The following is a 23,928-nucleotide window of genomic DNA, read 5'->3' as shown; positions in this document are numbered from 1 at the left end:
TTTCAGGCCCGCTTCACCAACCGCACCGGCCCGAAGAGCCCGTGCACCGTCTGGCCTGCCATGACAGCAGACGTGGGGGAAGCGTACTGCACGTACGGCGCCAAGGTACCGCGCACGGTGACAACGAGCTCGTGTTCGGTACCGGGCTTGACGAAGTCGCTGAGATCGGCAACCCAGGGAGCCGCGAACAGCGTCGTCGCCACAGTGCCGTCGATCGACACGCTCGCGGTGCCGCGCACCGCACCCAGATCGAGCAGTGTCGCCGCCGCGTTGCCCTCTGGCACCCGGATGCTCCGCCGGTAGTGCACCGCACCGCCGAGTGAGCCGAGCCCGAGTTCTGACCACGGCAGAAGCTCTGCAGCCTGCTCGCCGGTCTCGACCGTCAGCGGCCCGTCGAGCAGCGCGCCACCGCGACGGCCGCCCTGCGGCGTGAAGACGAGCGTGATCGTCTCGCCGGCGGCGGCAGGGCGCGCCAGCTGCAATACGGCTCCGCTCTGCGTCACGGTGAGGCCCGCGCTGGCCGAGACGGTGAACGGCTGTGCCGAGGGCACCTCGATGCGGGTGGCGCCGATGGGCACGGCGAAGCGCAGGCGTTCGGTGCGGCCGGGGGCCGGCCGGGCATCCGGAACCAGCGAGACGACGGTGTCGCTCTGCGCCTCGGTTTCGAGCCAGGTGGCCGCCTGCAGCGGGTGCGGGCGTGGCACGATGCAGCCGTAACGGGGGTCCTCCCACTGGGCGAGCCGGTAGGCCAGTGCGATGGGGTCGCCCTCGCGGGTGGCCGCCCACGAGGTGGTGGTCGCAAGACCCAGGCCACCCAACACGCGCGGCACGGAGTCGACCCGCAGCGCGATGGGGCGCCCCACGTCGACACAGTTGACTTCGATGACGTTGCTGCCCTCGTGCAGCAGCGCACCCACGTTGTACGGGTGCACGCGGGTGAAGCGCTTGACGCTGTAGGGGTCGAAGTCGCCCTGCCGGCCCACCTCGGTGCCGTTCACCAGAATGATGGTGGGCGCTTCGCTCGAGACCTGGATGCGCGGGTCGGTCTCGCTGCCGTCGAGCTCGAAGCTCGTGCTGAAGGTGACCCCGGTCGAGCGGGCAGAGCCGTCGGCCGGCACGATCCACTCGGGGCGGGCGAAAGCGGAGACGTCACTCGTGAGGGCGAAATACGCCCGCAGCGGCTGGGTGGTCACTGCGGTGATCTCGAGTTCGAGGTCGACGGCGGCAGCGGGCGACACCGGCGTGTGGCTGAGGTAGCCGTCACCGGTGGTCGGGGCCAGTGCTCCGTCGAGGCGCACGATGCGGGTGCCGTTGGTGCCGACGACCAATGTGAGGGCGTCGCCTTCTGACACCTCGATGGTGGCGCGAACCCGGTAGGTCTCGCCGGCCTGGGCGTCGGCCCAGGCGAAGAACTCTTCGGGAACGTAGCCGTTGGGGCCGAGGGTCTCGTCGTGAATGGTGTCGTTCTGAATGCCGCGCGAGAGCGAGAACGTCGACGGCTTCCAGTCGTCGCCCGGGCCCGAGACCAGCGCGAGCGGGCCGAAGGTGGCCGTCACAGTGTCGCCGGTGGCGAAGCCCGCTTCGGGTGCCTCATCGGTTTCGTGCTCGAACTGCCAGACCTGAATGGGAATGATGCCGGTCTCGCTCTTCGCGCCGAGGTCACCCCACTGGTTGTCGAGCGTCGACTCGGCCGTCAGGCCCCAGTCACCGTCGAGCACGAGCGTGGTCTCGAGGTCGCCCTGGCGGTTGCCCGTGGGCTCTGGCAGCGACGGCGCGATGACGAGAAACTCGATCGAGCCGCTCGAGAACTCCGAGTGCACGGTGATGGTTCCGTCAGTGTGGGTGAACGGCACCGCGTACCGCTTGCCGGTGCGCGCATCCCACTGCTGAACCGTGAGCGGGGCATCGCCGAGCCCCGAGACCGAAGCGGTGAACGTTCGGCCGGTGGGCGGCACGAAGGTGTAGCCATCGGTGGCCAGTTGGTGCCAGTAGACCTTCCAGTTGAAGCTGCCACCACCCTCGACCCAGGCCGAGTCTTCGAAGCCGGGCAGCAGGGGCTGCACGGTTCCGGTCTGCTCGTCGTGCGCGATGAGGGCGACCAGGTGCGCGTCGCCCACCTGGCGGAGCATGACGGGGGCGTCGGCCGTGACCTCGACCCGAGGCGAGAGCAGTGCCGCCGCCACCTCGTCGGGGCTTTCGAGAAGGCGAACCCGCCCGGCTTCACGGGCCAGAGCGAAGCCATCACGCAGCTCGGCCGCAACGCTCTCGTCGACACCCGTGAAGATGCTCGGCAGCACACCCGTCGCCACGATGAGCCCGCCGTTCAGGGCGAACTCGAGCAGCACGCGGGCGGTTTCAGCGCTCACGACCCGCACGTCGGGCAGTACCACGTTCACAAACCGGCCGGTGCCGATGAGGAGCTCGCCGTCGTCGACGACCGCGCGGGCGACCGTGTCGCTGCCGAGAATGTCGTAGTCGACGCCGGCGCTCTCGAGCAGGCCGCGGCGTTCGGCGAACCACGAGGTGGCGCCGTTCAGCTCGTGGTAGTGCGCAGTAGAGCGCTGCTCGCCGAGGTCGAAGCCCTCTACCGTCACGTCGAACTGTGCGCTCTCGGTGGGGTAGAAGAGAACAGTGGATGCCCGGTGCTCCCCCATCGTCAGCGTCGACGAGATGCGGGCGATCGCCAGAGCGAACTCACCGTAGGCGGGCCAGTACGGCTGGCGCCAGCACGTCGACGGCGGCGCCCACTCGAACCACCCCGACCGAGTGGAGTAGTAGACCGCGTGCGGGTCGTACAGGTTCGCGCCGCGACGGAAGTACGGGCTCAGCCAGTCATAGGTCTCTTCGAGGGTTCCGCCCCAGCCCGACGAGTGGAACGACTCGATCCAGACCCGCTCGTGGCCGTTCGCGTGCGCCATCGAGCTGTGGATCTTCGAGTCGCCCCAGTGGTCGCTGCCCGGAATGCCGTACTGCGAGTGAGTGCTGAGGTAATCGCCGTAGAGCCGGGTGGCACCCACCGGGTCGCCCTCACGAGCGGGGGACTGCTGGTCGAAGCCACACTCGAGGCCGGCGCCCGCGAGCCACTGGGCCAGGGGGGTGAAGAACGCCTCCTCGCCGAGCCGGGCGCGGGTGCGGTGGTAGTCGACTCGAACAACGCCGGGGTCGCGGGTGTCGCCCTCGGCGAGCGGGTCGCCCCAGAGCGCCGGCAACAGCGTGAGCAGGTCGTAGCCCGCCGATGCCTCGAACTCGGCCGCGAAGTCTTTCGACCAGCTGGGCATGTCGGGCAGTTCGTCTTGGAAGACGCCGCCGATTGCCGTGCCGAACCACTGGCCCACGTGCCGGGAGTACTCGCCGAAGATGGCGTCGATGAGCTCGGCCGAGGCGTCGCGCGAGAAGTAGTCGAAACCGCGGGTGGCGGCGAAGGCCACCACGAGCGCGCCACCCGCGGCAGAGATGGTGGCGGCGTTGCCGTCGAGCGTGACGGGCAGCGAGGTGCGGGCATCCGGAGCAATGAACCACGCCGCAAGCGCGGTCGACCCCTCGGGGGCCGACACGGTGGTCTCGCCAGAAACGTCGACCCGAACGCTGCCGAGCGACTGCCCGGCCAGCGAGGCGTTCGCCGCGACGAGGTGGCCCTGGATGTTCGCGCCCGAGAAGCCGATCTGGTCGTACAACCAGAGCTGGAAGCCCAGCTCGTCTGCGTCGCGGCAGGCACCTTCGAAGATGACCCACCACTCGTCTGACATGAACGGCGGGTCGTCGGCGAGGGCGCCGTACAGCGGCCCGGTCGGAGCGAGGTTCATCACCACGGCCTGGTGCACGTTCTGCGCGACCAGCTGCTGCATCTGCCAGCGGAGGCGGGCGGGCTCGAGCTTCTCGCCGCTCCACCACCAGAGCGGTACGGGGCCGTAGGTGGGGGCGGGGTCTTCGAAACGACGAACGAGTTCATCAGACATGACGGGAGAGCTGCTTTCGGCTGGATCTGGGCCGGGGCCGCGACTGTGTGCCGCGCCGGAGTTGTTCGGGGTATGACGAGGGCCCGGTTCGAAAGAGCGAACCGGGCCCTCGGGTGGTGGTGCTTAGCCTTCGCCCTCGGCGTAGGCGGCATCCATCTGCTTCAGTGCATCAGTCGAGGAGAGCGAACCGGCGAGCAGCTGCTGCAGAACCTCGAAGTGAACCTGCTGAACCTTGGAGTTCGGCCACAGCTGATCCATGAACGGGTCGGTCTTGCCAGCGGTCTGGTACTTCACGAAGTTCTCGAGAGCAGGGTCGACCTTGAACGTCGAGATCGGGATGGCCGGAATACCGGCAGCGGCGGTGGAGTACACCGCAGTGCCATCCGCCGACGCGAGGTAGTCGACGAACTTGATCGCGGCATCTTTGACCTTCGATGAGGCATTCACGCCGTACGATGCACCGGCGGCGCCTGCCATGCGGGTCGAGGTCGCGTCATCGTTTGCGGGCAGCGGGTCGAACGAGAAAGTCGTTCCGCTCGGGGCAGCCTGCTGCATCGCGGTGATCGAGGAGTTCACCTGAACCGAAGCGAACGCGTCACCGGTCGAGACCAGCTTGAGGGCGTCTTCGTAGGCGGTGCCGAGGTCGCCGTCTTGGAAGCACCCAGAGTCTTGCATCTGCTTGTACTTGTCAAGCGCCGTCTTCCACGCCGACGTGGCGAAGGTGACTTTGCCGGCCGACATGTCGGCCGCGAAGGTGGGCGTGGGCCCGTAGACGAGCGTCGGTGTCAAAGCGTAGGGAATCAGCTGCGTGTTCCACGGGGTACCGCCGGCGAGCGCGAACGCGGCCTTGCCGATGGCCTTGGCGTCGCCGCAGAACTTGAGCAGCTCGGTCCACGTGGTGGGCTCCGTCAGGTTCGCCGCCTTGAGGGCCGTGGTGTTGTAGGTGGCGCCGATACCCGAGAACGTGACGGGGGCGATGTAGGTCTTACCGCCGATCTGGCTGACAGGCTTGATGCCGGCGGGGATGTTCGCAGCGAATGGCTCATTCGAGAGGTCGGCGATGAGGCCGGCCTTCTGAACGACCGTCATGGCCATCGGGTTGCCGTCGCCTGGCCACACGAAGAACACATCGGGGGCAGTGCCGCTCGAGAGCTGCGTGCGGAGGGTGGTCTGGTAGTTGTCGGTGTCCGACGTCGTGGTGGTGATGGTGACGTCGGGGTTCGCCTTCTCGTAGGCCGCGACGATGGCGTCGACGGCCGGCTTCTCACTGGTGGTCGAGGCCCAGGTGAGGGTGGTCTTGCCATTGGCCGACGAGCCGCCGGTGTCGTTGGAACAGGCCGCCAGACCGAGCACGAGCAACGTGCTCGCCGCTAGGGCGCCTACTGCTTTGTAGCGCATGTGATTGTCTCCTTTGTGGTGGGTGCCCCGACAGACGCCGAAGCCTTTCTTGCCGAGCCGGCTGATGTGACTAGCCTTTGAGCCCGCTGGCAAAGCCTTGAATAACCGTCTTCTGCAAGAGGAAGTAGACGAGCAGAATCGGGAAGATGCTGATGATGAGGCCGGCGAAGACGAGGTTCCACTGCGAGACGTACTGACCGACGAAGGCGAACAGCGCCACGGGCACCGTCTGCTGGCCTGAGCCGCTGAGGTAGAGCAGTGGCGTGAGAAAGTCGTTCCAGATCGTGATCACGTTGAGAATGGCCACGGTGCCGGTGATGGGCCGAAGCAGCGGGAAAAGCACCCGCCAGAACGTCGAGAACAGGCCAGAGCCGTCGATGGCAGCGGCTTCTTCGTATTCGATCGGCAGCGCCCGCAGAAACCCGGTGTACAGAAAGATCGAGAACGGCATCTGCAGTCCCACGTAGAAGAGAATGAGCGCCCATACCGTGCCGAGCAGGTGCAGGTCGCGCATGGTCTGGTAGAGCGGGATGAGGGCGAGCTGGAAGGGCAGCAGCAGCCCGATCAGAAACCCGGCGAACGCCAGCTTCGACCAGCGCTTGGTCACCCGGGCCAGCGGGTATGCCGCGAGAGATGACAGCACGATGAGCAGAATCACGCTGACCACGGTGACCGTGGCGCTGTTGGCCAGCGCGTTGCCGAGGTGCCCCTCTGTCCACGCGTTCGAGAAATTGACGAAGGTGAAATTGGCGGGCAGCTGCAGCGAACCAGAAGGGTCGTTGGTGGCCTTGAACGCAGTACTGATGAGCACAAAAAGGGGAATGAAGAAGATCGCGGCCACCACGATCATGACGACTTCGAGGATGCCCGTCTTCCAGGTGTAACGCTCCACGGGTCAGTCTCCCTTGTTCTGGCGGCCGAGCAACGCGAACTGCCCGGCAGAGATGATGGCAACCAGAACGGTCAGCACCACGGCAATGGCGATGCCATACGCGAAGTCACCGAACTGGAAGGCGTTCTTGTAGAGAAAGGTCGACATCGTCTCGGTCGAGCCACCCGGCCCGCCGCCGGTCATGACCCAGACCTGGTCGAAGATCTTCAGGCCGCCAATGATCGAGAGCATCAGGTTGATCGTGATCGACGGCGCGAGTTCGGGGCGGATGATCGACCAGAACCGCCTGATCGGCCCGGCGCCGTCCATTTTCGAGGCTTCGATGACCTCTTGCGAGATGCCCTGCAGGTTGGCGAGAAAGATGACCATCGAGTAGCCGGCGAACTGCCACACGATGACCACGCAGATAGCCCAGATGGCGGTGTTGCTGTCACCCAGCCAGGTGTGCGGCGGCAACCCCAGAAAGCCGAGAAACTCGTTGACCGCACCTTTCTGGCCGAGCAGGTTCTGCCACAGGTACCCCGTGGCCACCGGCGTGATGATCGCGGGAGCGAACAGCACGACCCGCAAGACATTGCGCGACTTGATGCGAGTGTTCACCCCGAGGGCGAGCAGCAGCCCCACGAGGTTCTGCACGACGGTGATGGTGACGGCGATCACGAGCGTGTGCCACACCGAGGTGAGGGCCTTCTGGTCGTTGAACAGCTTCACGAAGTTGTCGAAACCGATGAAGTTCTTGACCGGGTTGAGGCCGTTCCAGTCGGTCAGCGCGAATCCGGCACCCTGGATGCTCGGCCACAGAACAACGAACAGGTAGATCGCCGCGGCAGGCAGCAAAAAGATCCATGCCCCGCGCTTGACCCCGAAGTTTGATTTACCGGGTCGTCGTCGAGCTGTGCGCTCTAACGCCATCACGACCTCCTCGTCGCTTGTGATTCGTTTCAACTGTGAACTCAGCACAACTTACGCATGAACACGTTCATTAGTCAATATGCCAAAAAGTAACAGAAGAATAACGTCTTGGGGCCGCCATCGAATATCGCAACGCGCTTTGTGAAACGTTTCGATTGTGGTAATTATTGTTTCGCAGCGTCAGCGAAGACCTGCCTTGCAGATCAAAGGATTGCACCGCACAATGACCACTCTTCAGGCCTACGCCCTGCGCACCGAATACCGTGAAAACCCTCTCGGCATCGACATCTCAGCCCCTCGGCTCTCGTGGCGACTGAAGAGCACCGTTTCAGGTGCCGCCGCTGCTGCCTACAGGGTCGACGTGTCGTCCGAGGGCAGCGCCGACCAGAGCGCAATCGGCAGCGCGGCCTGGAGCACGGGCTGGGTCGACGCCGGCACCGCCGTGGGGGTCACGTACGACGGGCCACTGAACTCGCGCACCCGTTACACGTGGAGCCTGACGCTCAGAGACACCGACCAGACGGTCATCGAGGCCGGCACGGCCTGGTTCGAGACAGGCCTGCTCGAGCGAGACGACTTCGCGGGCGGCTGGGTCGCTGCCGACACCACGTACGACATTCCCGAGCGCGAGTTCGACCCGCCCGTCGACGACGACATCCCCACCTCGATGCGCCACGTTCCGCCGGCCGCGTACCTGCGCCGCGCCTTCACGGCCCGCGGCCCCATCGCCAGCGCCCGCCTCTACGCGACCGCACACGGCATCTACACCGCGCACCTCAACGGCGACCGTCTCGGCAGCGCCGAACTCGCCCCCGGCTGGACCGACTACACCGAGCGCCTGCAGTACCAGACCTATGACGTCACCGACCAGGTGAAGGAGGGCGAGAACGCCATCGGCATCGTGCTGGCTGACGGCTGGTGGGCCGGCTACGTTGGCTTCGACGCCCGACGCCAGGGCAACCACTACGGCGTCACCTCTGAGGCCTGGGCCCAGCTGGAGATCACCTACGCCGACGGCAGCACCGACCGCATCGTGACCGATGACAGCTGGCAGACCGCGAACGGCCGCATCTTCTACACCGACCTGCTCATGGGCGAGTACGTCGATGCCCGCCGCGACCTCGGCGCCTGGAACACACCCGAGTACGACGCCTCCGGCTGGGCGCCGGTCGCCACTCGCACCGACGACTTCAGCACGTTTCTGGCCCAGGTGGATGCCCCCATCGAGGTCATCGATGAATTACCCGCGATCAGCGTGGTCATCGATGCCCATGGCCGCGCGCTCTACGACTTCGGCCAGAACCTGGTGGGGCGCGTGCGCGTCGACTTCGGGCCTCTCGCGGCTGATCGGTCGATCATCCTGAAGCACGGCGAGGTGCTGGAGAATGACGAGCTGTACACGGCCAACCTTCGCACGGCCCAGCAGCGCGACGTGTACGTGTCGGCCGGCGCCGACAGCAATGTCTTCGAGCCGACCTTCACCCTGCACGGCTTTCGCTACCTCGAGATCGAGGGCCTCGACGAGCCGGTGCCGCTTGAGCGCGTCACGGCCGTTGTACTCTCGAGCGCCACGCCACCCGCCGGCACGATCACCACGTCGAGCGCCGACGTCAATCAGCTGATCAGCAACATCGCCTGGGGCCAACGCGGCAACTTCGTAGGGCTGCCCACCGACTGCCCGCAGCGCGACGAGCGGCTCGGCTGGATGGCCGACGCCCAGGTCTTTCTGCCCACGGCGGCCCTGAACGCCGACGTGGCCTCGTTCTTCACCCGCTGGCTCGCCGACGTACGCGGCGCCCAGACCGCTGAGGGCTCGTTTCCCGACGTGGCACCGGTGGTGTCGCAGTTCTTCGCCGACGGGGCTCCGGCGTGGGCCGACGCCGGCGTGATCATCCCGTGGCACCTCTACCGGGTGTATGGCGATCTGCGTCTGCTCGAGACCTCGTACGAGTCGATGACCCGCTGGGTCGACTTCATCGAGAAGCACAACCCGAACCTCATCTGGACCCGCCGCGTGGGCAACCACTACGGCGACTGGCTGCAGATCGATGCCCTCACCCCGCGCCCGCTCATGGCCACCGCCTACTTCGCGCACTCGGCCGAGCTCGTGGCGAAGTCGGCCGAAGCCCTCGGCAAGACCGCCGACGCCGCGCACTACGGTGAGCTCGCCGCCCGCATCAAGCAGGCCTTCGTCGACACCTTCACGGGTCAGGATGGCCGCCTTGAAGGTGACACCCAGACCGACTACCTGCTCGCACTCGCCTTCGACCTGGTTTCGGGCGAGCACCGTGAAAACGCTGCGAAGCACCTTGCCGAAGCGATCGACGCGCATGACGGATTGCTGACCACCGGGTTCGTCGGGGTGTCGCTGCTCTGCCCCGTGCTCAGCGAGATCGGCCGCGACGACCTCGCTTTCGCCCTGCTCGAGACCGACCGGTACCCCTCGTGGCTCTACTCGGTTCGCCAGGGCGCCACGACCATCTGGGAGCGGTGGGACGGCTGGACCGAACACGCCGGGTTCCAGGCGGTGGAGATGAACTCGTTCAACCACTACTCGCTGGGCTCTGTTGGCGAATGGCTCTACCGCTACGTGGCCGGCATCGAGCAGGCGGCCACGTCGGTCGCCTACGAGCGCCTGCACATCGCCCCGCGCGTGGGCGGCTCGCTCACCTCTGCCGCGGCCAGTTACGAAAGTGTGCGCGGCCTCATCCGTTCGGCCTGGTCTCTCGAGGGTGACGCCTTCACACTCGACGTCGAGGTGCCCCCCGGCGTCACGGCGACCGTCGTGGTTCCCGGCGGAGACACCGTCGAGGTGGGTTCGGGCCAACACCACTTCACGTCGACGCTGGCGCTCGCCAACGCCTGATTCCGTCTCCCGGCACCCATCCCCTTGCACAGGAACAGCCCATGACCCACACCACCTCGAACGCACTGCATGCGTCGCTCGAGCCGTTCACGCGGCGAAAGACCCGCGTCGGGCTCGTCTCGGGCGGCCTCGGCACCTACTGGCCGCAGTTTCCTGACCTTCTGCCGCAGCTGAAACTCTCGGCCGGGTACATCACCGACCGGTTCAGGCAGCTCGACGCCGACGTGGTCGATGCAGGGTTCGTGTCGGATGCCCCCGAGGCGCTGAAGGCCGGTGAGCAGTTGCGCGTGGCCGACTGCGACCTGATCGTCATCTTTCTCTCGACCTACCTGACGTCGTCGATGGTTCTGCCGATCGCCCAACGAACCAACACTCCCGTACTGCTGATCGATCTGCAGCCCACCGAAGCGATGGACCACGCGAACTTCGACACCGGCAAGTGGCTCGCGTACTGCGGGCAGTGCCCCGTGCCTGAAGTTGCGAACGTGTTCCGTCGGGCGGGCATCCCGTTTCGTTCGGTCTCGGGTCATCTGAAGCAGGAGTCGGCCTGGGTGCGGATCGAGCGCTGGGTGCACGCGGCGGGTGTCAGTGCGCGGCTGAAGAACGCCCGTCACGGGCTGATGGGTCATCTCTACCCGGGCATGCTCGACGTCTCGACCGACCTCACCACCGTGTCGACCACCTTCGGGTCGCACATCGAGATTCTCGAATTCGACGACCTGCGCGTGCGAGTCGATGCCGTCACCGATGCTGAGGTTCGCGAGCGCATGCAACTCGCCCGCGAAGTGTTCACGCTCGACGACTCGGTGAACGACGACGACTTCGCGTGGGGCGCCCGCGTCTCAGTGGGGCTCGACCGGCTGATCGGCGACTTCGACCTCGACTCGCTGGCCTACTACCACCGGGGGCTCGGCGGAGAGCTGCACGAACGTCTCGGTGCGGGCATGATTCTGGGGGCATCCCTGCTCACCGCCCGCGGCATCCCCACGGTCGGCGAGTTCGAGTTGCGCACCAGCATCGCCATGCTTGCGTCGCACGCGCTCGGGGCGGGCGGGTCGTTCACCGAGATACAGGCGCTGAACTTCACCGACAACGTGGTCGAGATGGGCCACGACGGCCCGGCGCACCTCGCCATCAGCGCGGGCGGCCCGCTTCTTCGCGGCCTCGGTGTCTTTCACGGCAAGCGCGGCTACGGCGTGAGCGTCGAGTTCGACGTGAAGCACGGGCCCGTGACGGTGTTCGGCGTGGGGCAGGAGCACGACGGCAGCTACGTCTTCGTGGCCTCCGAAGGAACCGTCGTGCCGGGCCCGCTGCTCGCGATCGGCAACACCACCTCACGCGTCGACTTCGGCTGCGACCCAGGTGAGTGGGTCGACGAGTGGAGCGCCACCGGCACCGACCACCACTGGGCGCTGGCCACCGGCCACCGCGCGGCAGATTTCAAAGCAGCAGCAAGCCTCATGGGCATCGAGTTTCGTCAAGTCTCAGTGAAGTAAGAAAAGGATCATCATCATGGGCACACTCAGCAGTTCACTACTGTCGCAGCTCGAGTCGCAGGTCATCGAGCTGCCGTCATGGGCATTCGGCAATTCGGGCACCCGTTTCAAGGTGTTCTCGACGCCAGGCACCCCTCGCACCATCCAGGAGAAGCTGGCCGACGCCGCGCAGGTGAACAAGGTGACGGGGTTGTCACCCAAGGTCGCGCTGCACATTCCGTGGGACAAGGTCGACGACTACGACGCTCTCCGCGACACAGCCGCCGAACTCGGCGTGACGGTGGGCACGGTGAACTCGAACACGTTCCAAGACGACGCGTACAAGTTCGGCAGCCTGACACACATCGACGCAGGTATCCGGCAGAAGGCCATCGACCATCACTTCGAGTGCATCGACGTGATGGATGCGACCGGATCTCAAGACCTCAAGATCTGGCTCGCCGACGGCACCAACTACCCCGGCCAGGGCAACCTGCGCGGCCGCCAGGACCGCCTCGCCGACTCGCTGCAGAAAATCTACGACCGCATCGGTGAATCGCAGCGGATGGTACTCGAGTACAAATTCTTCGAGCCCGCTTTCTACCACACCGATGTTCCCGACTGGGGAACCTCGTACGCCCAGGTCTCCGCGCTCGGCGACCGCGCCCTGGTCTGCCTCGACACAGGCCACCACGCGCCCGGCACGAACATCGAATTCATCGTCATGCAGTTGCTTCGCCTCGGCAAGCTCGGCTCGTTCGACTTCAATTCGCGCTTCTACGCCGACGACGACCTCATCGTGGGGGCGGCCGACCCGTTCCAGCTGTTCAGAATTCTCTTCGAGGTCGTGCGCGGCGGCGGCTACGGCCCCGGGTCGCCGGTTGCCTTCATGCTCGACCAGTGCCACAACGTCGAAGACAAGATTCCCGGCCAGATTCGTTCGGTGCTGAATGTTCAGGAGATGACGGCTCGTGCGTTGCTGGTCGACACCGAAGCGCTCGACGCCGCGCAGAATGCCGAAGACGTGCTCGGCGCCAACAACATTCTGATGGACGCGTTCTACACCGACGTTCGCCCGGCCCTGGCCGAGTGGCGTGAGGGTCGCGGCCTGCCGGCCGACCCGATGAAGGCGTACCTCGCCTCGGGGTACCAGAAGAACATCGCCGAAACCCGTGTCGGCGGCCAACAAGCGAGCTGGGGAGCCTGAACCATGACCAACACCACCGCAGCTGAACTGATTGCTCGTTCGAATCGTCTGGGTTCCGATGCGAGGAACACGAATTATGCCGGGGGTAACACCTCTGCCAAGGGTTTCGAACTCGACCCGGTCACGGGCGAGCCCGTCGAACTGTTGTGGGTGAAGGGCTCGGGCGGCGACCTCGGAACGCTGAAAGAGGCGGGACTCGCCGTGTTGCGGGTCGACCGGCTGCGATCGCTCGTGAGCGTGTATCCCGGTGTTGAGCGCGAAGACGAAATGGTTGCCGCGTTCGACTACACCCTGTTCGGCAAGGGCGGCGCTGCACCCTCGATCGACACGGCCATGCACGGCCTCGTCGACGCAGCCCACGTCGATCACCTGCACCCCGACTCCGGTATCGCTGTCGCGACCGCGGCCGACGGGGAAGCCCTCACGACCACGATCTTCGGTTCGAAGGTGGTCTGGGTGCCGTGGCGGCGCCCCGGTTTTCAGCTCGGCCTCGACATCGCCGCGATCAAAGACGCCAACCCCGCCGCTGTGGGCTGCATTCTCGGCGGGCACGGCATCACCGCGTGGGGCGACACGTCAGACGAGGCCGAAGCGAACTCGCTCTGGATCATCGACACCGCTGAGGCGTACATCGCCGAGCACGGCCGCGCACTGCCGTTCGGGCCCGCACTCGCCGGTTACGAGGCCCTGCCCGAAGAAGAGCGGCGCGCGAAAGCTGCCGCGCTCGGCGCGAGCATCCGCGGCCTCGCGTCGGTCGACCGGCCCATGGTCGGGTCTTTCACCGACACGCCCGTGGTACTCGACTTCCTGGCTTCGGCCGAGCACCCCCGGCTGGGTGCGCTCGGCACGTCCTGCCCCGATCACTTCCTCCGCACCAAAGTGAAGCCGCTGATCCTCGACCTGCCCGGCACCGCGACGGTCGAGGAGTCGATCGCCCGCTTGAAGGAGCTGCACGCCGAATACCGTGCCGAGTACGCGGCGTACTACGACCGCAACAAGGTCGAAGGTTCGCCCGCCATGCGAGGCGCTGACCCCGCGATCGTTCTGATTCCCGGGGTGGGCATGTTCTCCTACGGGGCCAACAAGCAGACCTCCCGGGTCGCGGGTGAGTTCTACACGAACGCGATCAACGTGATGCGCGGTGCCGAGGCGCTCTCGACGTACGCGCCGATCGATGAGGCAGAGAAGTTTCGTATCGAGTACTGGGCCCTCGAAGAAGCCAAACTCGCCCGGCTGCCCAAACCCGCGTCGCATGCGACGCGTATCGCGCTCGTCACGGGTGCAGCGTTGTGATCGCCGACCTCGACCTGCAGAAGGCTCAGGATGCTGCCGCCGAACTCGGCTCGACCGATGTCGCAATCGGGGTGCGCGCCGATGTGACCTCGGCTTCTGACATCCAGGCCGCGATCGACGCCACCGTGCTCGCGTTCGGCGGCCTCGACCTCGTCGTGAACAACGCGGGTCTGTCGCTGTCGAAACCGTTGCTCGAAACCACCGACGCCGACTGGGACCTGCAACACAACGTCATGGCGAAAGGCTCGTTCATGGTGTCGCGCGCAGCGGCCCGCGTGCTCATCGACCAGCAGATGGGCGGCGACATCATCTACATTTCGTCGAAGAACTCGGTTTTCGCGGGCCCGAACAACATTGCGTACTCTGCGACGAAAGCCGACCAGGCACACCAGGTGCGCCTGCTCGCGGTCGAGCTCGGCGAACACGGGGTGAAAGTGAACGGCATCAACCCCGACGGTGTCGTTCGCGGCTCGGGAATCTTCTCCGGCGGCTGGGGCGCGAAACGCGCTGCGGTGTACGGGGTGCCCGAAGCGGAGCTCGGCGCGTACTACGCCAAGCGCACCATCCTCGGCCGTGAGGTATTGCCCGACCACGTCGCGAACGCGGTCGCCGTGCTCACCGGCCACGACCTCACCCACACCACCGGTCTCCACATCCCCGTCGACGCCGGCGTCGCGGCCGCCTTCCTCCGATGAGCCACCCGCCCGCCGCCCTCGCCGCCCGCTCCTCAACCGCCTCCTTCTCCTCCAACGCGGGCGGATTCACGAGCGGCGGCGGGAGGAGCGGGCGGTGAGCGCGGTTGTCGCGGTCGACCTGGGGGCGACGAGTGGGCGGGTGATCCTCGGGTACGTGGGCGACGGTGAGGTGCGCATGCAGCATGTGGCGCGCTTTCCGAATCAACCTGTGCGGGTGTACGAAGGCCGCGCGGATGCGGATGCGGATGCGGGTGCGGGAGCGGCCGCTGGCCAGGCGAGCGGCGAGGCTGCGTTCGGGCTGCACTGGAACATCCTCGAGTTGTACCGGTCGGTCGGCGCCGGGCTCCGCAGCGCACTTCGCGACGAGCCCGACGTGGTGTCGATCGGCGTCGACTCGTGGGCGGTCGACTACGCGTTGTTGCGGGGCGGCCGGATGCTCGGGGCTCCGTACAACTACCGTGACGAGCGCACGACGGCAGGGGTTGCCGCCGTGCACTCGGTGGTCGGGCCGGCCGAACTGTACCGGTTGAACGGGCTGCAACATCTGCCGTTCAACTCACTGTTCCAGCTTGCTGCCGACCGGGCATCCGGAGACCTCGCCTTGGCCGACACGGTATTGCTGATACCTGACCTGCTCGGGTACTGGCTCACCGGCGTGGGCGTCGCCGAGATCACGAACGCGTCGACCACCGGGCTGCTGAACCCGCACACGCGCGGCTGGGATGCTGAGCTGATGACGCGCCTCGGGCTGCCTGCGGGCCTTCTTCCGCGGCTCGCCGAACCCGGGAGTTCGCTCGGGCGACTGCTGCCCGAGGTGGCCTCCGACCTGGGTGCCGGGCCGGGCGTAGGGGTCACGCTCGTGGGCTCGCACGACACCGCATCGGCCGTGGTCGCGGTGCCCGCGACCGACGACGACTTCGCGTACATCTCGAGCGGTACGTGGTCGCTTGTGGGAGTCGAGCTCGAATCGCCCGTTGTGAGCGAGGAGGGCCGCGCCGCCAACTTCACGAACGAGGGCGGCGTCGACGGGCGGGTGCGGTACCTGAAGAATGTGTCAGGGTTGTGGCTGTTGTCGGAGTCGGTCAGAACGTGGGAACGGGCATCCGGAACCCCCATCGAACTCGCCGAACTGCTCGCCCGAGCATCGGCTGTCACTGCACCCGTGAGCGTCTTCGACGCGGCGGATGACCGGTTCATCACCCCCGGAGACATGCCGTCGCGCATCGCCGACTGGTGCCGAGAACACGGGGTCGCTGTGCCTCAGAACCCCGCCGAGTTCACGCGCTCGATTCTCGAGAGCCTGGCCGTGGCGTATGCCACGACGGTGCAGCAGGCGGCGGAGTTGACGGGCAAGACCGTCTCGGCGATCCACATCGTGGGGGGCGGCTCGCTGAACGAGCTGCTCTGCCAGCTGACCGCCGACCGCACTGGGCTGACCGTGCTGGCGGGGCCGGTGGAGGCGACGGCCATTGGCAACATTCTCGTGCAAGCGCGCGCGGCGGGCATGGTGCCCGTGGGCAGCTCGCTCGAGGCGTTGCGGGCGGTCGTGTCGGCGACGTTCCGGCCGACGCGGTACCGGCCGCGGGGGCGGTAGGGCGGGCTGCGGGCTGCGGGCTGCCTCGCGCGACCAGCTCGACGCGAAACACCGCGCACCACCCCGCACTGCCCCGCACGACCCCTTCAGATCAGCGTCGATTCAGAGAGAACAGCCATGACCGTCAGCATCACTGCCCCCACGTTCGAGCACCACCGCGACGCCCTCGGCATCGGCGAGGCCGAGCCGCGGCTGTCGTGGAAGGCCAGCGGCGACGCGGGCGACAACGAGTGGGTGCAGACGGCCTACGAGGTGTCGTTCGAGCGCGGCGGCGAGGTGCACTCGTCGGGCCGCATCGTATCGGGCGAGCAGGTGCTGGTGGCATGGCCGGATGCCCCGCTCACGTCGCGCGAACGGATGGCCGTGCGCGTGCGGGTGTGGGGTGCCGGCGCGGGCGCCGCCGACTCGACCGCCGCAACCACCTCCGGCACGGTGTTCGGCGCGGTCTCCGAGTGGTCGGAGCGCAGCGTGGTCGAAGCAGGGTTGCTGCAGCCCGGCGACTGGAGCGCCCTCGCCGCCGGCCCCGCGTGGGCCGAAGACGATACGGCCGACCGGCGCCCGCCGCTGCTCCGCCGAGAATTCACGCTCGACGCCGGCGTCGCCTCGGCCCGCCTCTACGTCACCGCGCACGGCCTCTACGAGGTCGAGATCAACGGCAAGCGCGTGGGCGACGACGCCCTCAGCCCCGGCTGGACCGTCTACGGCGAGCGCCTGCGGTACTACACGTACGACGTCACCGCACACCTCGCATCCGGAGCCAACGTGATCGGCTCGTGGCTCGCCGACGGCTGGTTTCGCGGGCGGTACGGCTTCAACGGCGGCCACCGCAACCTGTACGGCACCGAGCTGGCGCTCATCGCGCAGCTCGAGGTGACGCTCGACGATGGGCGCACGGTGACAGTCGCGACCGACGCCGACTGGCAGGCCGGGTTCGGCCCGATCGGGTTCACCGAGCTGTACGACGGCGAGACGTTCGACGCGCGGGTGACGGCGGGGTCGGGCGACGTGGTCGATGGTGCAGGGACGCCTGCGGATGGCGCGGCGGGTTCCGCCGACGACCTCACGGCCTCTGATGCGGCCGCGGGCGCCGCGGGTATCGGTACGGGTACAGGTGCGGGTACAGGTGCGGGCAGCTCCGCCGCGGGCCCCGGATGGTCGTCGCCCGGGTTCGACGCGAGCGGGTTCACCCCCGTGGTGGTCTCGCCGCACGACGCTACGGTGCTCATCGCGCCGCAGGGGCCGCCGGTGCGCTCGACTGAAGAGCTCGAGCCGGTCTCTGTCACCACGAGCCCGTCGGGCGCCACCCTGCTCGACTTCGGGCAGAACCTGTCGGGTCGGCTGAGCATCCGGGTGCGAGGCGAACGCGGGCAGACCGTGACGCTGAGGCACGCCGAAGTACTGCACGACGGCGAGCTCTACACGCGGCCGCTGCGGGGGGCCGCGGCGACCGACCGCTACACGCTCGCGGGCGGCGGCGAAGAGGTGTGGGAGCCGCGGTTCACGATCCACGGTTTTCGCTACGCCGAGGTCACCGGATGGCCGGGCGTACTGCGGCCCGGCGACATCGTTGCCCGGGTCTACCACACCGACATGGCGCGCACCGGATGGTTCGCATCGTCAGACCCGCTCGTCAATCGCCTGCACGAGAACGTGCGGTGGAGCATGCGCGGCAACTTCGTCGACATTCCCACCGACTGCCCCCAGCGCGACGAACGGTTGGGCTGGACAGGCGACATTCAAGTGTTCGCACCGACGGCATCCTTTCTGTACGACTGCTCGGGAATGCTCGGCTCCTGGCTTCGCGATGTGGCGGCCGAGCAGCTGCCTGACGGCACGGTGCCCTGGTACGTTCCGGTGATTCCGGGCGGCCAGATGTGGACGCCGATTCGCCCCGGCGCGGTGTGGGGTGACGTGGCGGTGCTCACCCCGTGGGTGCTCTACGAGCGCTTCGGTGACACGGGCATCCTCGCGGCCCAGTACGAGAGCGCAAAGGGCTGGGTCGACCTGATGGAGTCGCTGGCGGGCCCCAGCCGCCTGTGGAACACCGGGTTTCAGCTCGGCGACTGGCTCGACCCCGCGGCGCCGCCCGAAGACCCGGCCGACGCGCTCACCGACCGGTACCTCGTGGCGACGGCGTACTTCGCGTGGTCGACGCTGCACCTCGCGCGATCGGCTGAAGTGCTCGGCCTCACCGCCGATGCGGCGCGGTACTTCGCGCTGGCGGCCGAGGTTCGGGCGGCGTTCGCTGCCGAGTACGTGCTTCCGGATGGCCGGCTCACGAGCGACGCCCAGACCGCCTATGCGCTGGCCATCGAATTCGACCTTCTGCCCACTCCCGCCCAGGTGGCGGGAGCCGGTGCTCGCCTGGCGTCGCTCGTCGAAACAGCGGGCAATCGCATCGCCACCGGATTCGCCGGCACCAACGTCGTCTCCGACGCCCTCACGAGCACCGGCGGGGTGGAACGCGCCTACGCGCTGCTGCTCGAGCAGGAGTGCCCGTCGTGGCTGTACACCGTGGCGAGCGGGGCGACCACGATCTGGGAGCGATGGGACAGCCAGCTGCCCGACGGAACCATCAACCCGGGCGAGATGACCTCGTTCAACCACTACGCGCTCGGCGCCGTGGCCGACTGGCTGCACCGCGTGGTGGCGGGGCTCGCGCCGGCGTCGCCCGGGTATCGCACGGTCGCGTTCGCGCCGCGGCCGGGAGGGGGGCTGACATCGGCGAGTGCGCGGCACGAGTCGCCGTACGGAACGGTCTCGATCGCGTGGCGGGTGGGGGGTGGCAGCCTCACGGTCGATGTGTCGCTGCCGCTCGGCACCACGGGCACCCTCGAGCTGCCCGACGGGCGCCTGCTCGCGGTCGGTCCCGGCGCGCACACCTTCACGTCGGCCGCTGCCTGACGGCCCACGTCAGCGCGCACGCGGGTCGCCAACGGCCCGCTCGGAGAACCAGGGGCGGGGGCTGAGGCGCAGAGCGGGGTCAGTCGGGCTGGGCGCCCAGCCAGGTGACGCTGCGAGCGGCGGCGGCACTGGCAGCGAGCATGGCCGCGTCGGGGGTGGCGCCGGCGGCGAGATGGGCGGCGAGGGTTCCGCAGTAGGTGTCGCCGGCCCCAGTGGTGTCGACGACGGAGTCGACGCGGGTGCCGGGCACGGTTGTGCTGCCCCAGCGGGATCCGTCAGGGCCGAGAGTGATGAGCACCGAGGGGGGCAGGGCTCCGGATGCCCGGAGCTCCTCTGCCTCGTGCTCATTGACGATCACGGGGTCGGCCAGCGCCAGTACCCCGGCCGGCAGCACGGCGAACGGAGCGAGGTTCAGCACCACCCGCGCCCCTGCGGCCGCAGCCAGGCGCACCGCTTCGGACACCACGTCGAAGTCGAGCTCGAGCGACGCGAGCAGCACATCTCCTGCAGTGATGCCGCCCGGCTCGGAGTCGTAGGCCGTGTCGGTGGTGTTGAGGGTGTCGGTGGCGGAGAAGGAGGCGGGGCGGAGGAGGGCGAGGTCGTCGAGGGTGACACGGGCGTTGGCGCCGGGCGAGACGATGATGGTGTTCTCGCCGTCGCCGGAGACGGCGATCATGGCGTGGCCGGTGGTGACACCATGGGTGATGCCGAGGGGCCTGACGTCGATCGAGCGGGAGGCGAGGCGGGTGCGGTAGGCGTGGCCTTCGGGGTCGTCGCCGACACGGCCGATGAAGATGACGTCTGCCCCGGCTTCGGCGGCCGCGACAGCCTGGTTCGCGCCTTTGCCGCCCCAGAAGGTGGCGAGGTCGCCGCCCCGAACGGTTTCACCGGGCGAGGGATGACGCTCGACTCGCACGACCGAGTCGACGTTCAACGAACCCACTACGAACACACGACCCACGAGCCAGAACCTTTCGACGGCGAAGTTTCGACGCTGAACAGCTTAGCCGGGGGCGATCAGAGCCCCCACGAGGCCGCTAGCTGGTCGCCGTGGTTGAGGCGGCGGTCAGGTCGTAGAGGGTGGTTCCGTCGACGGAGGTGGCGGTGAAGTTCGCGGCCACCCAGCTCGCGATCTGGGAGGAGATGGAGCTGCCGCCGTTCGAGGTTCCGATGTTGCCAGAGGAGATGAAGTAGTGGATCTTGCCCGCAGCCACATCGGCCGTGAACCCTGCGAGGGTGGGTGAGGGGTCGCTGCCGTTGAAGCCGCCGATGGGCATGACGGCCGCCTGGGTGGCGAGCTGGTAGCTGGCGGCGTTCTGGGAGCCGATGGCCGCGGCCGCCCAGGTGTAGCTGGAAGCATTGGCCTTCAGCAGTGCGCTGACCTGGGTGCTGACCGTGGCTCCGCCGAGCAGGCCTCCGCCGCCGCCGCCACCGCCGCGGGTGCCGGTGGGGGTGCCGGTGCCGGTACCGCCGGGCGTTCCCGTGCCCGTACCGCCCGTACCCATACCGCCCGTCGTGCCCGTACCCGTACCAGCTCCGGTGCCGGTACCGGTACCGCCGCCGAGCTGGCCGAAGCCGCCCTGCGGAGCGGTACCCGCACCACCGGCACCGCCGGTTCCGGCCGTGCCGCCGCCAGCCGTGCGCCGGCCACCGGCGAAGTTGCCGGCCCCGCCGCGGGCACCGAACGCTCCGCCGCCGAACGAGGTTGACGATGCGACAGTGGGGCCCGCCGTGACGATCGAGCCGGTGTGTCCGACCGAGATGGTTTCGAGGGTGTACGCGGTGGGCGCCAGGAGCACCGCTGTGAGGGTGACGACGATGGTCGTGATTCGTAGAGCGCGAACCGTGAACCGGAAGACCAGCAGAACGGCGGCCACGACACCGAGGATGACGACGGCGAACTTGAGCCAGGGCATCCATTCGGCCGCCCGCGTCAGCAGCGAGTAGGCCCAGAAGACGGTGACGAGTACGAGCGCGGCCGAGACGAGGCGGGCCCAGAGATGGCGGCGGGTGTTGAAGAGGAGAACGGCGCCGGCTCCGACGACGCCCGCGATGGCAGGTGCGAGAGCGACCGTGTAATAGGCGTGGAAGATTCCGGCCATGAAACTGAACAGCAGCCCGGTCACCACCAGCCAGCCACCGAACATGACGAGGGTGGCGCGGCGCGCATCCGTTCGCTTCTGGCGACGCAGGAGCACAAACGAGATGACGAGCAGGGCGAGGGCTGCCGGGATGAGCCAGGCGATCTGGCCGCCGAATTCGCCATCGAACAGGCGGGTGAAGCCGGTGGCCCCCCATTGGCCGCCGGTCGTGGCGCCGCCGCCAGCGCCGCCGGTGACGCTGCCGGTTTCGGCGCCGGTGAGGCGACCGAAGCCGTTGTAGCCGAAGGTCAGTTCGAGGAAGTCGTTGTTCTGCGAACCGCCGACGTAGGGGCGCATCGACGCGGGCACGAGTTCGATGAGCGCAACCCACCAGCCTGCCGACACGATGACGGCGCCGAGCGCGGCGAACAGGTGCCCGATGCGGCGGCGAAACGGGATGGGCGCGGCCCAGGCGTAGGCGACGACGAGCGGCGGCAGGATGACGAAGGCCTGCAGTTGCTTGGTGAGAAAGCCGAAGCCGACCATGGCGCCGGCGAGCAGGAGCCAGCGCATGCGGCCGCTTTCGATGGCGCGCAGAGTGAAGTAGACCGAGGCGGTGAGCAGCAGAACGAGCAGCGCATCGGGATTGTTGAACCGGAACATCAGCGCCGCCACCGGCGTGCTGGCCATGACGGCTCCCGCGATGAGGGCGGCTCCCGGCGAGAAGTGCCGGCGCACGATGACGTAGACGAGGGCCACGGTGAGCACGCCCATCAGGGCCTCGGGCAGCAGAATCGAGAACGAGCTCAGGCCGAAGGCGCGCACCGAGAGCGCCATGATCCAGAGGCTGGCGGGCGGCTTGTCGACCGTGATCGAGTTGCCGGCGTCAGACGAGCCGAAGAGAAACGCCTCCCAGTTCTGCGAGCCGGCCTGCACGGCGGCCGAGTAGAACTCGTTGGCGTAGCCGCTGTTCGAGAGGTTCCAGAGGTAGGCGAGGGTCGTGAGAATGAGCAGGCCGAGCAGAGCCGGGCGCTCCCACACTGCGTTGGTGGCGCGGCCGCGAATGAGCGAACGGCCGAGGTTCCGGATGCGCGCGCTGAGGTCGCTCGAAGACGGGGTGCCTGTGCGGCCGGGGCTGACCGGGCGGGGAAGAGTGCTGCTGGTCATCAGGCGGCGCTCGCTTTCTGAGTGGGATGTTCGGTGGCCGAGGCAGCGGCGGGGGTGCCGGAGGTGCATTCGCGGTCGGTTGTGTGCTCAGCCGCGGGTGCCTTGAACACCCAGCGGCGCAGCAGTACGAACCGCAGGGCGGTGGCGACGAGGTTGGCAACGGTGAGCACGATCAGCTCCACCGCGGTGGGCGCGCTCGGCGCGAACAGGTTCAGGGCGAGCAGCGAGCCCGAGGTGATGACCCAGGCAAGCGCAAAGACGATCAAGCCCTGAAACTGGTGCGTGACAGCTTTTGCCGGCCCGCGAATGGCGAACGTGAAACGCCGGTTCGCCCAGGTGTTGGCGATGGTTGTGATGAGCAGCGCGCTGAAGTTGGCGGCCTGAGACCCGATGAGGCCCTGGAAGAGCAGGTAGAGGAGGGCGTAGGCGATGGTGGAGCATCCGCCCACCACAGCGAACCGAACCACCTGACCGAGAAACGACGGCCGGTCGACACGCCCGATGGGCGAACGGCCGAGCTCGGCGTACACCGACTGCACGGGGATGACCCCGCGAGCGAGGTCGCGGCCCACGCGGAAGACGCCGCGCAGGTCTTGCTTCACGGTCGAGGCGATTTCGACGCGGGAGTCGAGGTCGTCGATCCAGTCGACGGGAACCTCGTGGATTCGCAGGCCGCTGCGCTGCGCGATGACGAGCAGCTCGGTGTCGAAGAACCAGGCGTCGTCTTGCACGAGTGGAAGGAGCGCGGCGGCAACATCGGCACGAATGGCTTTGAAACCGCACTGCGCGTCAGAGAAGTTGGCGCCCAGCATGCCGTGCAGCAGCACGTTGTAGCTGCGGGAGATGAACTCGCGCTTACCGCCGCGCACCACGCGCGACGAGCGGGAGAGCCGGGTGCCGATGGCTACGTCGGAGTGCCCCGACAGCAGCGGAGCGACCAGGGGCGGCAGGGCGGCGAGATCAGTTGACAGGTCGACGTCGACATACGCGAGCACGTGTGCGGTCGACGAGCCCCACGCCATCTTGAGTGCATGGCCTCGACCCTTGCGCTTCGTATGGATGACACGCACGGCGGAAATCTCTGCAGCCAGCCGGTCGGCGATCTCGGGGGTCGCATCGACGCTGGCGTTGTCAGCGATGGTGATCTGCCAGGCCACCGACATCGATTCGGTGAGATAGGCAGCCAGGCGTCTGACGCAGGACTCGAGCGCGTTCTGCTCGTTGTACACGGGCACCACGACGTCCAGGGCGAGGGAGGAGTCATGCGAGGTCATGCAGAGATACTCTCCCGCCAGACTCAGCGGGTTCTGGTCTTTGCCTATGACCCAGCTATGACAATTTCAGGTTCCGTTTTTCTCTGGAATCTTGTATTGTGTGGTCAGACCATATGGTCAGACCACAGTTTTTCTTCTTCGACGGCGAAAGGATGCACGGGGTGGGCGATTTCGTGAGGCCGAGCGGTGCGGGGCCTGTCTCTTATACACATCT

Annotated in this window: 12 protein-coding genes and 1 pseudogene; 6 read left to right on the top strand and 7 right to left on the bottom strand. The window is 67.5% G+C overall.

The genetic code is table 11. The annotated features are described in order from the left end of the window. Positions 1-2: 2 nt before the first annotated feature. The 4 genes from QN358_RS14420 to QN358_RS14405 all read right to left on the bottom strand — a co-directional run bounded on the left by QN358_RS14420 (position 3) and on the right by QN358_RS14405 (position 7,158). On the bottom strand, positions 3-3,956 hold the full coding sequence (locus QN358_RS14420) for a hypothetical protein (RefSeq protein ID WP_323512782.1): 3,954 nt from the start codon (positions 3,954-3,956) through the stop codon (positions 3-5). 123 nt (positions 3,957-4,079) lie between these two features. Beyond that, complete coding sequence (locus QN358_RS14415; protein ID WP_136642803.1) at positions 4,080-5,354, bottom strand: ABC transporter substrate-binding protein; 1,275 nt, start codon at positions 5,352-5,354, stop codon at positions 4,080-4,082. Between the two features lie 70 nt (positions 5,355-5,424). Next, complete coding sequence (locus QN358_RS14410) at positions 5,425-6,246, bottom strand: carbohydrate ABC transporter permease (RefSeq protein ID WP_136642802.1); 822 nt, start codon at positions 6,244-6,246, stop codon at positions 5,425-5,427. A 3-nt stretch (positions 6,247-6,249) separates the two neighbouring features. After that, the gene (locus QN358_RS14405) at positions 6,250-7,158 is read right to left on the bottom strand and encodes a carbohydrate ABC transporter permease (protein WP_136642818.1); all 909 of its coding nucleotides are present in this window, start codon (positions 7,156-7,158) and stop codon (positions 6,250-6,252) included. A gap of 223 nt (positions 7,159-7,381) precedes the next feature. Here QN358_RS14405 and QN358_RS14400 point away from each other — a divergent pair, with 223 nt between their 5' ends. The 6 genes and pseudogenes from QN358_RS14400 to QN358_RS14375 all read left to right on the top strand — a co-directional run bounded on the left by QN358_RS14400 (position 7,382) and on the right by QN358_RS14375 (position 19,192). Continuing rightward, positions 7,382-10,024 carry a glycoside hydrolase family 78 protein gene (locus tag QN358_RS14400; RefSeq protein WP_323512781.1) on the top strand — a complete coding sequence of 881 codons (2,643 nt, stop codon included), beginning with the start codon at positions 7,382-7,384 and terminating at the stop codon, positions 10,022-10,024. 41 nt (positions 10,025-10,065) lie between these two features. Beyond that, positions 10,066-11,520 carry an L-fucose/L-arabinose isomerase family protein gene (locus QN358_RS14395; protein WP_323512780.1) on the top strand — a complete coding sequence of 485 codons (1,455 nt, stop codon included), beginning with the start codon at positions 10,066-10,068 and terminating at the stop codon, positions 11,518-11,520. A 16-nt stretch (positions 11,521-11,536) separates the two neighbouring features. Further along, positions 11,537-12,706 carry an L-rhamnose isomerase gene (rhaI, locus tag QN358_RS14390; RefSeq protein WP_136642799.1) on the top strand — a complete coding sequence of 390 codons (1,170 nt, stop codon included), beginning with the start codon at positions 11,537-11,539 and terminating at the stop codon, positions 12,704-12,706. Positions 12,707-12,709: 3 nt separating this feature from the next. Further along, positions 12,710-14,694: pseudogene (locus QN358_RS14385) on the top strand (bifunctional aldolase/short-chain dehydrogenase). Positions 14,695-14,788: 94 nt separating this feature from the next. Continuing rightward, positions 14,789-16,288 (top strand): rhamnulokinase, encoded by a 1,500-nt coding sequence (locus QN358_RS14380; protein ID WP_237280431.1) that lies wholly within the window; start codon positions 14,789-14,791, stop codon positions 16,286-16,288. A 117-nt stretch (positions 16,289-16,405) separates the two neighbouring features. Then, positions 16,406-19,192 (top strand): glycoside hydrolase family 78 protein, encoded by a 2,787-nt coding sequence (locus tag QN358_RS14375; RefSeq protein WP_323512779.1) that lies wholly within the window; start codon positions 16,406-16,408, stop codon positions 19,190-19,192. A 79-nt stretch (positions 19,193-19,271) separates the two neighbouring features. Here QN358_RS14375 and QN358_RS14370 read toward each other — a convergent pair whose 3' ends face one another. The 3 genes from QN358_RS14370 to QN358_RS14360 form a co-directional block, all read right to left on the bottom strand. Continuing rightward, positions 19,272-20,153 carry a PfkB family carbohydrate kinase gene (locus QN358_RS14370; RefSeq protein WP_323512778.1) on the bottom strand — a complete coding sequence of 294 codons (882 nt, stop codon included), beginning with the start codon at positions 20,151-20,153 and terminating at the stop codon, positions 19,272-19,274. Between the two features lie 76 nt (positions 20,154-20,229). Continuing rightward, on the bottom strand, positions 20,230-22,440 hold the full coding sequence (locus QN358_RS14365; protein ID WP_136642795.1) for a glycosyltransferase family 39 protein: 2,211 nt from the start codon (positions 22,438-22,440) through the stop codon (positions 20,230-20,232). Next, positions 22,440-23,714, bottom strand: coding sequence for a bifunctional glycosyltransferase family 2/GtrA family protein (locus QN358_RS14360; RefSeq protein ID WP_323512777.1), 1,275 nt, complete (start codon positions 23,712-23,714; stop codon positions 22,440-22,442). Before QN358_RS14360 ends, QN358_RS14365 begins: the two co-directional genes overlap by 1 nt. Positions 23,715-23,928: the final 214 nt, after the last annotated feature.

The sequence above is a fragment of the Subtercola sp. RTI3 genome, assembly GCF_035018625.1.
In the GTDB taxonomy this organism is placed as follows: Bacteria; Actinomycetota; Actinomycetes; order Actinomycetales; family Microbacteriaceae; genus Subtercola; species Subtercola vilae.
This window is presented reverse-complemented; position numbering and strand designations above follow the sequence as displayed.

Coding starts and splice junctions, on each gene's coding strand:
- QN358_RS14395 (WP_323512780.1), top strand. CDS start 10,066: ATGACCCACACCACCTCGAACGCACTGCATGCGTCGCTCGAGCCGTTC.
- rhaI (WP_136642799.1), top strand. CDS start 11,537: ATGGGCACACTCAGCAGTTCACTACTGTCGCAGCTCGAGTCGCAGGTC.
- QN358_RS14420 (WP_323512782.1), bottom strand. CDS start 3,956: ATGTCTGATGAACTCGTTCGTCGTTTCGAAGACCCCGCCCCCACCTAC.
- QN358_RS14415 (WP_136642803.1), bottom strand. CDS start 5,354: ATGCGCTACAAAGCAGTAGGCGCCCTAGCGGCGAGCACGTTGCTCGTG.
- QN358_RS14375 (WP_323512779.1), top strand. CDS start 16,406: ATGACCGTCAGCATCACTGCCCCCACGTTCGAGCACCACCGCGACGCC.
- QN358_RS14365 (WP_136642795.1), bottom strand. CDS start 22,440: ATGACCAGCAGCACTCTTCCCCGCCCGGTCAGCCCCGGCCGCACAGGC.
- QN358_RS14400 (WP_323512781.1), top strand. CDS start 7,382: ATGACCACTCTTCAGGCCTACGCCCTGCGCACCGAATACCGTGAAAAC.
- QN358_RS14360 (WP_323512777.1), bottom strand. CDS start 23,714: ATGACCTCGCATGACTCCTCCCTCGCCCTGGACGTCGTGGTGCCCGTG.
- QN358_RS14405 (WP_136642818.1), bottom strand. CDS start 7,158: ATGGCGTTAGAGCGCACAGCTCGACGACGACCCGGTAAATCAAACTTC.